Origin of the sequence: Kurthia senegalensis (genome assembly GCF_000285595.1) — a bacterium.
Taxonomy (GTDB): Bacteria; Bacillota; Bacilli; order Bacillales_A; family Planococcaceae; genus Kurthia; species Kurthia senegalensis.
The window spans coordinates 23482-38420 of sequence record NZ_HE611067.1 but is presented as its reverse complement, the minus strand read 5'-3'; the positions used below and the strand labels follow the sequence as shown (position 1 = coordinate 38420).

At 39.7% G+C, this 14939-nt stretch carries 23 protein-coding genes; all 23 read right to left on the bottom strand.

Annotated features, from left to right (window positions below; genetic code table 11):
* Positions 1–3: 3 nt before the first annotated feature.
* Entirely contained in the window at positions 4–291 is a 288-nt protein-coding gene (locus KSHG_RS16760) for a hypothetical protein (protein ID WP_010305410.1), read from the bottom strand.
* A 38-nt stretch (positions 292–329) separates the two neighbouring features.
* A complete protein-coding gene (locus KSHG_RS09905) occupies positions 330–788 on the bottom strand; it encodes a tail assembly chaperone (RefSeq protein WP_010305408.1) in 459 nt (152 codons plus the stop codon).
* Positions 789–862: 74 nt separating this feature from the next.
* Complete coding sequence (locus tag KSHG_RS16755) at positions 863–1396, bottom strand: phage major tail protein, TP901-1 family (protein WP_010305405.1); 534 nt, start codon at positions 1394–1396, stop codon at positions 863–865.
* Between the two features lie 6 nt (positions 1397–1402).
* Entirely contained in the window at positions 1403–1822 is a 420-nt protein-coding gene (locus KSHG_RS09895; protein WP_010305402.1) for a DUF3168 domain-containing protein, read from the bottom strand.
* A gap of 4 nt (positions 1823–1826) precedes the next feature.
* Positions 1827–2246, bottom strand: a complete 420-nt coding sequence (locus tag KSHG_RS09890; RefSeq protein WP_010305399.1) for an HK97-gp10 family putative phage morphogenesis protein — start codon at positions 2244–2246, stop codon at positions 1827–1829.
* Positions 2243–2530: a hypothetical protein gene (locus KSHG_RS09885; protein ID WP_147630524.1), complete on the bottom strand. Its 288-nt coding sequence runs from the start codon at positions 2528–2530 to the stop codon at positions 2243–2245. The genes KSHG_RS09890 and KSHG_RS09885 overlap by 4 nt, the downstream gene beginning before the upstream one ends.
* A gap of 40 nt (positions 2531–2570) precedes the next feature.
* Entirely contained in the window at positions 2571–2876 is a 306-nt protein-coding gene (locus KSHG_RS16750; protein WP_010305394.1) for a head-tail connector protein, read from the bottom strand.
* A 136-nt stretch (positions 2877–3012) separates the two neighbouring features.
* The gene (locus KSHG_RS09870) at positions 3013–3810 is read right to left on the bottom strand and encodes a N4-gp56 family major capsid protein (protein ID WP_010305391.1); all 798 of its coding nucleotides are present in this window, start codon (positions 3808–3810) and stop codon (positions 3013–3015) included.
* 11 nt (positions 3811–3821) lie between these two features.
* On the bottom strand, positions 3822–4406 hold the full coding sequence (locus tag KSHG_RS09865; RefSeq protein WP_010305387.1) for a phage scaffolding protein: 585 nt from the start codon (positions 4404–4406) through the stop codon (positions 3822–3824).
* Positions 4407–4634: 228 nt separating this feature from the next.
* Positions 4635–5654, bottom strand: a complete 1020-nt coding sequence (locus KSHG_RS16745; protein ID WP_010305385.1) for a phage minor head protein — start codon at positions 5652–5654, stop codon at positions 4635–4637.
* Positions 5638–7071, bottom strand: coding sequence for a phage portal protein (locus KSHG_RS16740; protein WP_010305382.1), 1434 nt, complete (start codon positions 7069–7071; stop codon positions 5638–5640). Before KSHG_RS16740 ends, KSHG_RS16745 begins: the two co-directional genes overlap by 17 nt.
* Positions 7072–7081: 10 nt before the next feature.
* Positions 7082–8353, bottom strand: a complete 1272-nt coding sequence (locus tag KSHG_RS09850; protein ID WP_010305379.1) for a PBSX family phage terminase large subunit — start codon at positions 8351–8353, stop codon at positions 7082–7084.
* Positions 8350–8802: a terminase small subunit gene (locus KSHG_RS09845; RefSeq protein WP_010305374.1), complete on the bottom strand. Its 453-nt coding sequence runs from the start codon at positions 8800–8802 to the stop codon at positions 8350–8352. The genes KSHG_RS09850 and KSHG_RS09845 overlap by 4 nt, the downstream gene beginning before the upstream one ends.
* Positions 8803–8832: 30 nt before the next feature.
* Positions 8833–9222 carry a DUF1064 domain-containing protein gene (locus KSHG_RS09840; protein ID WP_010305371.1) on the bottom strand — a complete coding sequence of 130 codons (390 nt, stop codon included), beginning with the start codon at positions 9220–9222 and terminating at the stop codon, positions 8833–8835.
* Positions 9223–9267: 45 nt separating this feature from the next.
* A complete protein-coding gene (locus tag KSHG_RS09835) occupies positions 9268–9549 on the bottom strand; it encodes a hypothetical protein (RefSeq protein WP_010305367.1) in 282 nt (93 codons plus the stop codon).
* Positions 9550–10094: 545 nt separating this feature from the next.
* A complete protein-coding gene (locus KSHG_RS16735) occupies positions 10095–10511 on the bottom strand; it encodes a hypothetical protein (RefSeq protein WP_010305363.1) in 417 nt (138 codons plus the stop codon).
* 108 nt (positions 10512–10619) lie between these two features.
* Positions 10620–11213: a dUTP diphosphatase gene (locus KSHG_RS09825; RefSeq protein ID WP_010305359.1), complete on the bottom strand. Its 594-nt coding sequence runs from the start codon at positions 11211–11213 to the stop codon at positions 10620–10622.
* A 13-nt stretch (positions 11214–11226) separates the two neighbouring features.
* Positions 11227–12243 carry a DNA cytosine methyltransferase gene (locus KSHG_RS09820; RefSeq protein ID WP_010305355.1) on the bottom strand — a complete coding sequence of 339 codons (1017 nt, stop codon included), beginning with the start codon at positions 12241–12243 and terminating at the stop codon, positions 11227–11229.
* Between the two features lie 112 nt (positions 12244–12355).
* Positions 12356–12625: a hypothetical protein gene (locus KSHG_RS09815; RefSeq protein ID WP_010305353.1), complete on the bottom strand. Its 270-nt coding sequence runs from the start codon at positions 12623–12625 to the stop codon at positions 12356–12358.
* Between the two features lie 4 nt (positions 12626–12629).
* A complete protein-coding gene (locus tag KSHG_RS09810) occupies positions 12630–13475 on the bottom strand; it encodes a hypothetical protein (RefSeq protein ID WP_010305348.1) in 846 nt (281 codons plus the stop codon).
* A 12-nt stretch (positions 13476–13487) separates the two neighbouring features.
* Complete coding sequence (ssb, locus tag KSHG_RS09805) at positions 13488–13937, bottom strand: single-stranded DNA-binding protein (protein WP_010305341.1); 450 nt, start codon at positions 13935–13937, stop codon at positions 13488–13490.
* Position 13938: 1 nt separating this feature from the next.
* Positions 13939–14211: a hypothetical protein gene (locus tag KSHG_RS09800; protein WP_010305338.1), complete on the bottom strand. Its 273-nt coding sequence runs from the start codon at positions 14209–14211 to the stop codon at positions 13939–13941.
* Between the two features lie 67 nt (positions 14212–14278).
* The gene (locus tag KSHG_RS09795) at positions 14279–14926 is read right to left on the bottom strand and encodes a hypothetical protein (protein ID WP_010305336.1); all 648 of its coding nucleotides are present in this window, start codon (positions 14924–14926) and stop codon (positions 14279–14281) included.
* Positions 14927–14939 lie beyond the last annotated feature (13 nt).

Below are 14939 nucleotides of genomic sequence, written 5' to 3'. Positions count from 1 at the left end.
CCTTTATTTTGATGGTGTTAAATTAAAGCCCTTCATTGCCTGTTGGGCTTTGTCAAAACGCGTAAAGTCTTTCAACGGTTCCTCGTCTTTAAGAAGTCGTTTTCGTGCTTTATCAGCATCGAATAGCTTCTTCGTACTAACACGTTTTTCATGTTTAGCTCTCACATTGAAGATTGCACTCACTGCCATATCTTCGTATGCTTTAATATCTCGTAGTGCAGCACCTCTCATAAGGTTGTTCCATTCACGTAAATCTAATGAGTACAGATACTCAAAATCTGTGATGTTCAAATACTGGACCGCATCTACTTCGATTTGATCGAAATCAATTACGCTTCGATTTCTGCTTTCATTTTCATTAATTGCTCGTAAGCGATTTTGTTCGTTTTCTTCTCGTCCTCTGTCGCCCCGAAGTCTTTCATCATCTCCGTTTGTTCCCAGTAGTTTTGAATCTTTTTCTTGAAAAAACCACTGTTACGCATGAAGTTATAAGCTTCCTTAAATAGAACGTCTAAGTCCTTACCGGCTTCGATTTGTTCTTCTAAAGCCGTTTGAATTTGTTCCTCACTAGGTTTATCCTTTTTACCGTAATGAGCAGTTGCCGCAGTCCAAAATTGCACTAATGACTCAATTTCACTTGTTACTAGTGATGTCACTAAGTTTTCAAGACCACCGACGAATTTATTTACTTTCTCGTCAAAATTTCCGAATGATTCGGCTACTTTTAAGAATGCAAAAGACGCTTTCGCGTCGTAGTTTGTTTGGTTAATTTTTAAAGATAATGTCATATAAATGACCTCCTGTTTGTTGTTTTTAAGTATTAAAAAAGGGAGCAAATGCCCCCTTTGAGTTTGTTATGTGATTAAGGTTTTGCTGGGTCTTTAACGCGGTTATCTGCTTCGCCAGTGTATTCACCCGGTGCTTCGAAACCGTATTGACCGAACTCGATAACTTCAAGCGGTAATTTTTCTAACTTGCCTTTTTGGGCTTTACCGTAGACCTGTAATGTACCGCTAATTTCTTCGTAGCCATCTTGTGAGTTTGAACGTTCAGCCGATTCAACGATAACGTATGCAAACATTGCATCGTGCTTTTCATTTTCATCTAACGTTGTATCAACTTCCCACACTTTAAGTTGTTTCTTATCTTCGATTGCTTGGAATACAGCCATTTGACCAGGATCGTTTTTAGAACCGTATGCACTGAACTCGAATGATTCAGAGTTGTTACCGTAACCAACGATGCGGCCGAATTTTGTTTGTTCATCTTTTACATCGTTTTCAATCGAATAAGATGATTCCGTTTGTTGTGCAATGACAAGTGCTGCTGTACCGTATGCTGCGTCAACCGGTTGAACTAATAAGATTGTATCTTTACCATTTTTTAATGTACCCATAATTTATCATTTCTCCTTTTGTAGTGAAAATTTCAATGTAAAAACGCCATGACGATGAATACCATCAATGTCTGTAAAGACACGAGTATCAACGCATGACGTTCTAACTGTTTTGAAACCTTCAATGTTTAATTTGTATTTAAAGCTGTCATACAAAACACTAAGTATCTTGTATGCTTCGCTGTTACCTTTGTAACTCGACCAAATATGCAATGTGACTGTGTAATCTTTGACATCCTCGGTTTTTACACCGAAGTCGTCTGCTCTCGGCTCGCCTACGACTACATACGGGAACGCTGTGTCCTCAGTAACGTAATCATATACACCAAGATAGTTCTTCGTGCCATTTAACAAGGAAGTAACGCTCGTGTCACCTCGTAGCCTTGTTAGAATAGCTTTTTGCAACGCTGTAAACGCTAGTGACACGTTATCACCTTCCTAGCTTGCTCATTTCTTTCTTAAAATATTTCTCGCCTACTTCGAGTGCCGGGAACCAAAAAGGCTGCGCTTGCATACCACGAGTAAATACGAACTCGCCATATTTTTCGCTAAAGTATACCCAACCGTCTTTATTGCCGTTGCCCTTCGTGGCGTAAATCCCTGTGCCGTACTCAATATAAATCGCATAATCTGCGTCTACATTGATGATTGCTGTTAAACCACCATTCAATAGTTCAATCTCAATTGATTGTCGCAAGTAGCCCGAATCAACTGGAGCGAGCAATCTTGCTTCCGTTTGAATAATAGCAGCAGTTTCAACGATGATACGTTTTACTTCATCTTCAATGTCCTTGCTCCACTTTTTCAATGCTCGTGCCAGTGATGATGAACCGAATCGAGTAATTGTCATAGTTTAACCTCACGCAATTTAATGCGATAGATTTCACCTTGACCGCCTTGATCTAGCGACTTACCGACTTGCTCGTATTCTACATTATCAAAACGGATATAACGGTCATTTAACAGCGTGTAGTCCGATGGATAATACAAATACCGGTCAAAAGAGTTCTTCAACTGCATAGCATTGTATTGTTCTTGTGATGATGGTGTATCGACAAAGCAGTCCATTACAAAGTCTGTAACGGGTCCACCGTCTGTGAAACCACCCGAATCATCTTCTTCACCTTCGCCCATGTAAAATATCTCGGCTTGGTGTGGAAATTCTTCGTACATGCTACCACCTCAACTTTTTAAACGGTTTAAGCGGATATAGCACGGACGTTGGCAAGTCTGTCGTGTATGAATAACTAACCGTGCCCATGGACCTTGCTGTAAGACCCGACTTGTTTAAATAAAACTGGATCGCTTTTGCAAGGAAGATTTGCGTTTGTCTGAACGTGATGTTCTTGTTATTGCAATACTCGACTGCAAAGTCGTAATAGACTGTAGCAAGTGCTTTGTACTGCTCTAATCGTTTTTCTGTAGCACGTTCACCATTGATTGCAATTAGAACGCTGATTTCTTCGTCTGTGAAAGGCATTAATCATCACTCGCTTTCGTTGTACGTTTGCGAGTTGTTTTCGGTTTTTCTTCCACCTTTGGCTTTGGTGGTTCACGTTTTACTTCGTGATAACGACGTAATAGCATAAAATCCCTCCTTTAAAGAAGTTGTTAAATTAGGCTGTTACACCTAACTTAACAACACCGTTGTCGTTTTTAAGGTTTGTAGCGTAATGCATGTTACCTGCTAAAACAACAGTACGTGCAAGAATATCTGTATCTGTTGCAATCGAAACAGCTTTTTTCTTCACGATTTCAACTGCACCAGTCACTTGTAAGTAGCCTTTACCTTCGTCTACACGTTTTGTACGAACGATATTTGATACACCTACGATTTGAGCAACTTGACCGCTAGTAAGTGCTGTATTTTGAATAGCACCGCCTGCAGTGAAAAGTGATTCAACGAGTTTGCTGTAGTCTTTTGGATTGATGAATAGGACTAAGTCTTGATCGTCCTCCGAATTTAATACATCAATCGCTTTTAAAATGTTTGATGCACTTGTTGGTGCTTCTGCTGATTTTAGAACCGCTGTTTCTAATGACGCTAAGTAGTCGATTTCGATTTTATCAGCAATTGCTAAACCAATTTGGCGTGAAGCTTCTGCAACAGTACCGTCAACGTTCGTGATGATTGCTGTTTCAGTGATTTCTACTGCTTTACCTGTTTCTTTGACAGTTACTGCTTTCGTTGTCATTGATAGCTTCGCAGTGTCCATTGCAACACCTTCTGTTAAATCTTCTGCAGCACCAATGTATGCGTATTTTGGACGAGTGATTGTGTTACCCGGTTGTCCAACTAGTGTGTTATCTGTCACTGCATAAGGTGTAAAACGGATTGCTTTGTCTAATTGTGCTGCTACTTCTTTTGCTAACACCTCTGGATTTAATAAATCTTGTGCTTTTGTTTGTACCATTTATATCTCTCCTATTCCGATAGTTGATTGTACAATTCAACGTTTTCGTTATACAGCTTCGTTTTTTCCGTATACGTCATAGCATTGAATTGTTCTTTTGTTACTTGTGGCGCTCCTCCGCCTTGCGGTGGCGTTTTCCCTTTAACACCTTCTTGCGTAAATAGGTAATCATCAGACTGTTTCAGTGCGTCTAATTGCTCCGATAGTCCAATCAACTTGCCTTCTTCGAACTTCACTGATTCAGTATCAAGCAATGCTTTAACAGCTTTCGGGTTTTTCGCTTTTGCGTCACGCAGCGCTTCCGTCAACGCAAAGTCGAAGTCTTTTTGCTGTAATGCTTGTTGATATTCTGTTGCAGTTTGTTCGTTTTGTTCTTGCAACATCTTGATCTGTGCTTGTAATTCTTCGTTGCCCGTTGCCTGCGTTTGCAGTTCAGTTAATTGAGTGTCACGTTGTTGTAACTGCTCTTTCAATTCCTTCACTTCTTCGTTTTTATCATCGAAGCGGTGTTTCGGAATCATTTTCCCAAAGCCCTCAATTACTTTGTCTGCAACTTCTTCCTCTAAACCTAATGCTACTAACTGCTCTTTGTTCATTTGTATGCTCCTTTCGTTTTTAACGTGTTCGACACGATGGCATAATAAATAGACCTTTTAACGTCATGTCTAGGACGAGTGCCTTATCGCTTTTTAAGTCTGTTAGGCTTTCGACTAGATATGTGACCACTACCTTTCCGCGTAAGTAACGCTTTCTAGCTGTGATTAGCAGTTTAATGTCGTGCCTAGGACAAAATAAAAACCGCTAGAAGCGGTCCCAAAATCTCATTATTTTGCTTTATCTACCCAGTCCTCATACGTAATAAATGGCACGACAACGCTCGGTGCTATCACTCGCTTGTTAGCTTTTTTATACGCTTGAGCGTATGTGTCACCATTTGCCATGTGTTCGGCAATCTTATCTGCTAATCGTTGTTGATAACCTGGATCGCGATAATCACGACCACGCCTTACACTTGGTAATTGTCCGTTAATGAGTTTTAACTTAACGCAACGACAATTAATATCCATGCTCGCTACATTCCATAAATGCGGTGCTCTTGCTTTCATCGTTTTGTAATGAAAATAACCTTCGTCATCCGACTTTTGCCCATCTAACTCACGATGTGCGTGTCGTGTACTTGTGTCTAGTGTTGACAGCCACATATCGTCGATGTCAGCGTACTTTTTCATTTCTTCTGTTACTGCTTCATCTGCGATACTTCTCGCTCTACCGCCCTCTGTACGTGCAACTGTACGAGCCTTGTGTTTACTGAATCCGACTGCCTTTTCGATACGTTCCGCCATCTTCCAGTAACCTTCACCACTCATTAAGCTTGATGTGATTTCGATATTTAATTTACGAATCACTTCGTTGCGGTGCTGTTCTAACGTTGGAACTAGCCCTAGAAACTCAATTGGATTTTTCAATGCAATGGCAATCGTTTCAGCGTTCGGCAGCGAAAATCCTGTTTCGGTACTTTGATACACTTCAAACAAGTACATCATCATTAAGTATTGCTCTACGTAAATACGTTGCTGTGACACTTCGACCATCTTTACAACTTGTTTGTAATCGTTGTTGAGTGCTGTTGCAATACGTTCCAACTCTTTTGATAACCTATTGTACTTATTTAGGTCTGTATAGCTTGTTTCATCGCTTGTAACGAACTTGTTATACATATTGCTCAACGTTGCTAAAATCTCTTTCAAACGCTTCGCAAACAGTTCTTCGATTTCACTTTCAGACCTTGCAATAAACTTGTCGATTTGCTCGATGATGTCTAACTGGTTATGAATCTGTACCATCTGCATCACCTTCTAATGAGCCATAGCGTTCAGAATAAGCCGATAATTCGACTTCCTTCTGTTTATCCAGTCGTTCTTTTTCTTGCTGTACATCACGCACCCAAGGATGATTTTCGAGAATCGTTTCATTTGAGATAACGCCGACAGACTGCGTTGCCATTTGAATGATTTCTGATTCATTCGTTAATAGCATTTTATTAAATGTCATCGTAACGTCACGAGCGTCAAAGTCACCGGCATTTGCCACATCGCAATACACTTCGATAAATTTCATGAACACTCGCATTGCTAACGTAAACTTACGCTCTAGCATTGATGCTTTCATGTCGAGCAATGCGTATAAGTTTTCTAACGCTACACCGCTAGGTGCTTCACCGATTACTTCGGGGCTAGGGTCAACACCTTGTCCTGATGTAATAATATTCTTTCGTAGCATTTCGGCTTGTAGTTGATATGCCGCTGTTGGTACATCTGCTTGTAATGCATCAACGCCACCCTCACCGTCGACATTGACAGCTTTATAACGTTTTAAGTTCGTCGTAAATTCCGCTAATGATTCACCTTCGTAGCCACGTAATATCAAAATTAACTCTTGTATATCAATCACTGTGTCCTGCGTCTTACTCACAAGCATTTCATATGCGTCAATTGCTCGCTTGTTAAAATGTAAGTCGCCTAATTCTTCCGTGTTGTTTGCGAACTTAATGAACGGAACCATGCCCCAACTCTTGCCCTCTGTACCTTCGCTGTTCGTAAAGTGCGGTGCTGGGTTAATGTCATACGTCACATCGAAATGAATCTGATTGTCGATAATTTCGTAATACGTCACATCGTATTCAGTCCATAACTCTAACTTGATATGATCCTGGGCAACTGCATAGAATCGAATTGCAGCAGTTAGTTTGAAGCGGTGTTTTGCGTCATAAATCGGTATCAATTGTTCTGCACCGATAATCATATAGTCAAACTCACCATCTTCATTCACAAACGGATGTAACCATTCAAGCCCTTTATTGCTTGCATTCTTAATAAGTTCTGGCAACGTATCTTCCCAACGCTCACCGATTAATTCCTCTAACAATTCAAGTTGTGTGTCATTATCCGAGCGACTACCAAATGACATCGGCTCACCTGCAAGATACGCAACTTTTTGGTCTACTAAAATCTTATGCATTCCACTAGGAATCTTTTCATTTGTTGCGTCATGGTCTACGACTTTCTTTTCATCGATATACGTGTAAATTTCCTTTTTAAGCACGTCTGATTCATTTTGATAATAACGAACACCTTGTGTCATGTTATCCGTTTTAAACGAATCGTATAGCTTTTTAACGTTATCGATTTGTTTCGGTGCATTTGCTTCGATTTGTGCAATCAATTCATCTGTAATCGTTGCGTCAAAATTGTATATATTCATTGTTTCACCTCTATTTTAGGAATGTGAAGCCTTTTCGATTTCTCATATCATCGTTAAATGCATAGCGTGTCGCGTCAATCGTGTGATTGTCTTTATCTTCTAAGCGTGGCTTTGGATTACCGTCTTTATCTGTTTGATAGTCGATGTTCTCAAACTCTTTGGCGATGTTCGGTGTACGAAGCGGGTCAATAACAATCTCTGTTAAATCATCAAGCCATTGCTCACCGTATTCGACTGAATCAGGACCTTTCTTCACGCCTTTGATTCTTTTCACACCATGTTCATTCTTCAACTCTGCAATTGATTTCGGCTCTGCTGAATCTGCAAAGATTTCATCTGCTTGATAGCCACGTTTATGCAACCACTTCGCAAACTCTCTATTGCTTATTTTCTGTCCGTAATGTTCATCAATTGCATAGATAACGTTTTTCTTCTTGTCATAATGCCATCGCACGAAAGCGAGTGGATCAGTAGCATAACCGAAATCGACTGCGTTACGAATGTTATCGAAGTTCTCGACCATTTCATCTGTAATGCAATTCTTTTCGATGCGTAGATTATCAAACGGTACAACGCCACTACCGATTGCTTCACCTAAGTACTCCCATCTGTAACGCATTTCATTTCGTTCTTTAGCAGCGTTTGCTTCTGCAATGAATTGTTTACTGATGAACGGGTTATCTAAATATGTTGAAGCATGAACGAATGTATTATCTGCAACAAATGCGCTCTCGTACTTCTTATTCACCCAACTTTGCTTGCGCTTTGGTGGATTGTAAGAATAGAAGAACTTATAAAAAAGACCATCAGCCAATTCCCCACGTAGCAGTGAGTTGGTGATAGTCGTAATTTCATCTTCTGTTTTAAACTCTGCTAATTCCTCTAGCCATGCGATTGCAAAGGGAAAGTTTGCACTTTTTAATGATTTGATTCGCTCTGGCTCACTCGCCCCACGAAATACCATGTAATTCCCTCTAGGAAGGTACGTGATACGCATAGGGCTTTTATTGACCTTAAACAAATGCGTTACGCCTTGTTCACTGATAGCCCACTTCATCTGTTCGAATATTGATAACTCAATTGTATTGTCAATCTTACGAATACCGACTGCATTTAACGGATAGCGCATAAGTAGTTGTACGATGATGTGTGCAATATCTGACGACTTACCACTACCACGACCACCTTTGCATACGACGTTTAGGATGTCTTTGCTAATAGATGCTTTCCAAACCGAATGAAACTTCTTCGGCAGCAGTTCAGATAAACGTTTTACTGTCATTCTTCATCACTCTCACTAATATCATCAATAAATTGTACTGCACCAGCCACTTCGACCTCTGCTTTTTCAGTGAACAGTTTGTAACGCTTACCAAGTAATTCAGCAGCACGAATTTTCTCTGCAACTGTTGGCTCAACTTGCATTACATCTTGTTCGCCCATTCCTGCGCCTACAAGAGCCGTTCCTTTCTTCTGACCTCGTAGTACAGATGTAAGTGTTTCAAGCACCTCTGTAGCGTCTGCAATGCGTTCAGACTGCAATTGCTTCATTCGTTCGTCTATATAGGAGGAAACCTTAACATTTGCTAACAGTCTGCTCCCTGCTGCATTCGCTGTGCTTTCCTTCTTAACACTTGGATATGCCGCCATATATGCTTTTGTAGCATTCGGCTCTTTAATGTATTCTTCAGCAAAACGTAACTGTTTCTCCGTTAAGCTATGTTCAATCAATGGCAATCACCACCCATACGCTAATCGCTCCTATCTGAATTTTAATTCGATCCATTCTTTTTTCTTCCGTTGCACGCATTTAATATCTTGCTTATAACGGGCAATAAACATCTTTCGTTTGTTGCGGAATGTCTGCGTGACCTTTCCTTTCACATCAACAATTTCTTTTCTGTTATCTGCATAGTTCACGACAAAATCAGCTACATAGGTGATAGCTTGATGTTTTTTACCACATTCATCTGTAAATGCGTCTTGTAATACAAACGGTACTTGCAACTGAATATCTGTCACGACTCCACACTTTTGTAGTTCAACAAGGTATAAGTAGTAGCGTGATTCCATGTAAGAATCAAACGAAATGTCATTAATGACCACTTTGCTATTGTTATATTTAGACTGACGAGCTTTCTTTTTTATCACAATATCCCTCCTTTAGCCAAAATAAAAAGCACCCCATGAAGGATGCTATTGATACATTACATATGTTGCACGAATGATATTTCCGTTTTCTGCGTAATCATAATGGTAAACTTCGCCCTCACCGATACTTTCGTCACCAAAAGCTATATCTTTTCTCAAATCTGCGATTGCGTCTTTATGTTGTTTATAAGTGTCTGCATTTATTGTAACGAGAATAAGGTTTATAGGTGCTTCACAATCTCGTAGCACGTAAATTGGAATACCTTGTCTGTATACCTTACGCTCTTGTTCTAAGTCGATTTTTCTAGATTTAAATGTAATCTCCAAATAAACACTCCTTACCCATTTATGTACTCTTCTTGACCGTAGTATACCTATGCCATTTAACTACTGTGGTCGTCGTCTTTGTTGTAATTATTAATTATGTATAAAAGGGCAAAGCCCTTAAATGAGAAAGTAAAAATATTTAGCGTCGTAGGTAGGCTACATTTTGTGCATTTGTCCTTTCGGAACGCCATATGTATGACGGACTCACCGACTGCTATGCTAGTGTCCGTCTATTAAATTGTCAAAGTACGCATGATATTAACCACAATATAAGTGCGTACATAGAGCCTAATTACTCCCATTAGCCGACAATACCTAATCACCGTTTCAAAAAAGGTTGAATGATAATTGTGTTATCAGCTAATGGGAAAAATTAATTTCCCAAAGGTATTACAGGGTTTTGACACGCTCGAAGTGTAATCTATGTAGTAGTATTTCCCACGCCCGTACCCAACTCCCCGACCTGCCTTTAATTTTACAAAAAGTTTTTGAAATCTCCAAAAAAAACAATTTTGACCACTTTGACTACTTTGACCACTGTTTAATTAAGTAGTTTTTGCTATTACTCCAGCGATAACCAATTGTTTTTTCTGAACGTTTTGATATGACATATTTACAATCCTTGCGATTGCTCGTTGTGATTGCCCATCTAGCGTTAGGTCTAAAATGACTTTGTTTGTTAAGTCGAGTTGCAAGTCGTAATCTGGTGACTCAACAAAATTTTGAATTGGCAGCAGTTTCTCTGTAATCTCCCCGTACCTGCTAAATGCTCGATTACGTCTGACATATTCTCTGAACACTGGATCTCCTGTTTCTCCTTGTGCTTTCGGCATCGTTGCTTCAATGCCGTACTGTGCAATACCTGCACCGACAGTTGTTTCTGCCCGAAGATTTTCCAGTAAAGCAACGTTATCATTGTAATCAAACATTAAGTCTAAAATCTGATGTGCATTATATGTCATTTGTTAATCTCCCTGTTTTCTCTCTATTTTTCTGCTGCTAAGTAAACCCCAATCGCAAGTCCGATGGCAAACGCTAATATCATGATTAATATCGCTATCGCCATGTGCTTAATATCCGTTCGTTTGACGTTCAAAATTGATTTTGTTTTTATCGTAGTAAGCTTGTTCGATTTGTTCATCTGTAAAACCGAGTTTTCTGCCAAGTTTTAAGAATCTATGCAGTGTTGCGTACAAAGAATACCGAGCGAAGTCTGTACCGATATATCGAATTATTTCACCGACAGAAATATTCGTGTAAAGAAAGAATTGATTGATATTACCGTCTACAGTAAAACGTCTATCTAAAAATTCTTCGTAATCGAATTTTAAATCATTCCCAATGCTCAAAATGAAATGTAAGCAGTCAACGTATTCTTCAAGAAGCAAATTTCGATATTCATAAATTTGACCTTTTGTTGGCTCGACAGGTACTACTAAGATTCCTTCATGCCAGTAACTTTGCGGTATTCCCACATGCACTCTTGGTTTTTGGCTATTACTCCAGAACTTAAACCCTCTCCACTCGTTCGCACACTCGCCTAGTTCAACGAGCAAAGCCAGTACTTTCTTCTCTAAACGATTTTCACCTTCCTGCACTGGATGTTTCGCTGTAATATCCGCATCTAATTTCGCTTGCATATCAAATAATTTTTGTAAGTTCATGTCCATTCTCCTTTTATATAACCAATTCTAATTGTCCGTTTTTTTCTGTTACATCATCTTTCACCGCGTAATCACTCGACAGCAGCACTTCAAAGATTGCTTCGAGTACGGGAACGACAATACTATTACCTGCTAATGCATACATCGTTGCACTGCGTTTACCAGGTTGTTTAGGGAATTTCTTTGCCACGTTGTTATAATCTTTGTCTTCAAAACCTAATAGTCGCCAACACTCACGTTCAGTTAAATAGCGGTACTGACCGTTATTCATACGTAAGATGCCTGCGTTTGGGCATCTATCTTGTCGTTCGGTAATCGTATAGCAAAATTGTTCAATAACATCTAGTTGTCTTTTATAACTACCTGTTGGTTTAGGATTAAATTCTTTGATTTTATTAAGCATTGAAGGAATTGTGATTAAGTACTCGCTAGGAACTTTTTCGTAATCAGCTGGAGCATATTCTAAAAAGTTACTAATAGGTCTCATAGGCTTCTTCTTGATCTTCGCAAAATCAAATGTTTCATCACCTAATACTGACACGCAAAATACTCGTTCTCTTGCATGAGGAATACCGTAATCACGAGCGTCCATTACTTCAAATGCATTTGTGTAGCCTAGTTTATTCATTTCACGTAAATATTCATTGAACGGCTTTATTAAATCTTTATCTAATACACCTTTTACGTTTTCCCATACTACAAATTTTGGTTTCCATTCTCCCATGCTTTTAATGATTTTTAACGTTTCGTGCATCAAAGAACTTCGTGTACCACTTTCTTTTGCAGCTCCTTTTCGCACGCCTATACGAGATAAATCCTGACAAGGTGAACCGTGTACCAATATATCTGGTTTCAAGTTCCACCCAACAACCGATTGCGTCTTATGCAAATGGTCGTATAATGCGTTGTAAGCTCTTACTCTATTTTCTTGAATTTCCACGTAGTCGATAGCTTTAATATCTACGCCTAAATTAAGCAATGCTTTTCTTGGTGAACCTATTCCACCGAATAATTCTAAAGTTTTGATCACACCAGCCGTCTCCTTTCCAGTTAAACAATTCTAATTACATTTCCTTATATGTTTATTTGCTCATATAATCATATAACTGAGTATTCATTATTCATTTTTGCTCCACGAGTGCCTACAACAAGCACAATTGCTCGTGATGTACATCTAACTTAAATTCGTATTTTCCTCGTAGCCAGTCGAAAAAATCCTCACGTTTCGTTTTCATCAGTTCTTCGTTGCCATGTAGCACTCGCTGCACGTACTCAGAAACTTTGTTCTTGATCCACAGCGTAAATTCGAGTAAGTCGTATTCTTGCCCAACTTTAATGTCGAATACTTTCAAATACACTTCTAAGTGTGGTTGATACTCAATGTCTTTAACGACTTCTTTGTACAGTGACATTCCCTCACTCCTTAACAGCCAGTGCATCCGCATACTGCGCTACTAATGGTTTTGCAATCATCACAAGTGCATTAAAATCACGTTTGAGTTCTGCGTATTCATATGATGCGTTTGCCAATTCTTCCGCCAATTCAGTCGTTTCGTTATGCAACTGAATGCGTTGTCGCTGTACCTCGTGCAACTCCGTAACCGCTATTTTCGTTTGTTCTTTTTCCCGTGCAAGTTCAGCGCCCATTTTCTCCAGGTCGTCACGATATTGTTGTGCGAGCATTTTGTATGATGCATCATCTTCTTTTTGCTCAGTTTTTGCAATCGGTTCAATGACTGGTTCGGCAACGATCGCCTTTGCTTCAGCAACAACTTCTTTTTTCTTCTCGACATCATCGAGTAGACCTTGTTTTTTCCAACCACGCTCATACTGTTTGATTGTCGAAAGTTTTAAACCTAAATCATTCGATAGTTGCTCGATAGTTACACCTTGAGCCATCTTTTCTTTGAAAAAACCTACTGTTAATTTCGCTGTACGTGTCATTTCTACATCTCCTTTTGACCATTTTTTTAATGTTTGCGGTTCTACTCCCCATTTGCGAGCGATTTCCGTCAAAGTACAACCACTTGCTGCCATTTGTTCAAACTCTTCTTGTGTACAGAAATACTCTAAATATTCGTGTGCTTTAAATTCAGTTCGAATAATTTCTTCACGTTCTTCTGCGATGCCTAATTCTTCTCGTATCGCTTCGATTTCAGCGTTTATTTGTTCTTCCGTGATTCCCGTTACATCACCGACGATGACCGCTGTACGTTGCTTTTTAAGCTGTCTAATACGTTTCTTTAAATCCCGTTCTCGCACTCCTGTCACCCCTTAAAATGGTAGATCATCTTCTTTAACTGCTCCGCCTTGACCGTAACTCGGTTGTTGATTATACGACTGCTGCTGTGGTGGCGGTGTTGGATTGTTATATTGTTGTGTCTGCTGTTGCCCTTGTTGCTGTTGCTTCGGCTCTAAAAATTGCACGTTATCCGCAACGACATCTGTTGTATAGACACGCTTGCCGTCTTGCCCTTCATAGCTACCTGTTTGAATACGCCCTGTGACACCTGCTAAACTACCTTTGCGTAAATATTGAGCGCAATTTTCCGCCTGTTTACGCCATACGACCACTTGAATGAAGTCTGCTTGTTGCTCGCCATCTTGTGATTTGAATGGACGATTGACTGCAAGCGTAAATTTCGCTGTTGCTAGTCCCGATTGCGTTTGACGTAGTTCTACGTCCTTTGTTAAGCGTCCTACTAAAGTTACTGAGTTAATCATGTTATTTTCCCTCCTGGTTGTGTACTTCACACATCGCTTCGCATACTGCATAAACGTCGCGATCAACTTCTTCCTCTAAGCGATGTTGTCGCCATTCTTCCACCGTTTTTTCAGCGTATTGTACCGTATGCCCATACTTTTCGATGCCTTTCACGATTTGTGACTCTAAAATGCCCATTTTGCGTGTATCACCTTGTTCGCGGTACATTGCGTACACTTGGCGTAACACTGGATTGCCGATTAATTCAGCTTGAATGTCAATTGTTGTTGTCATTGTTCAATTACCTCCAATTTCGCGTTTACACGTTTTAAATTTGAATCAGAACGGTAACGCATTAATGTCATTTTTTAAACCCTGTTTGTTCCATGATTTCATCGAATGTTCCTGTTGCGACTACGATGCCACGTTTAACCAAACGATATTTTGTATGTTCCGTGTAAATACGCGCTCTACGTTCTCGTGCTACATTTTGTTGCAAAATACCGTTTTCACGTTTCCATTTTTTCAACATCTCTGGACTCACATCTAACATTTCAGATATTTCGTCATCTGTGTAAAATTGCTTTTTATACTCGTGATACTGTTCTTTTGTAATTTGTATCTCCTTTGCCTTTAAGCCAAATACACACCGTTTCCAAGCATAAAATTCGTTTTTAGTCACTTTTGCGAACTTAACGATTTCCGCATCTTTAACACCGTTTGAACGTAGTTCTTGATACAAATTGCTCGTCAGTTCACTTTCTTGTAATTTCGCGATCAAAAGTTCCTTGCGACCCTCTCTCGAATCGTTAGCAAGCGTAAATAACTCGCTACCGATTGAGCGTAACTCTTGCGATAACGGACACTTGTCACATTCCTCAAATTTATCTCTATCGTTGAATGGACAAGTCGAGCAATTACGCTCGTATATCTCCGTCTGTCTGTTTAAAAGTGCCATACGCTTTGAAGCGTTTATTTTGCGTTCTCTGCGTTTTTCGATTGTTGCCATGTTATTCTTCTCC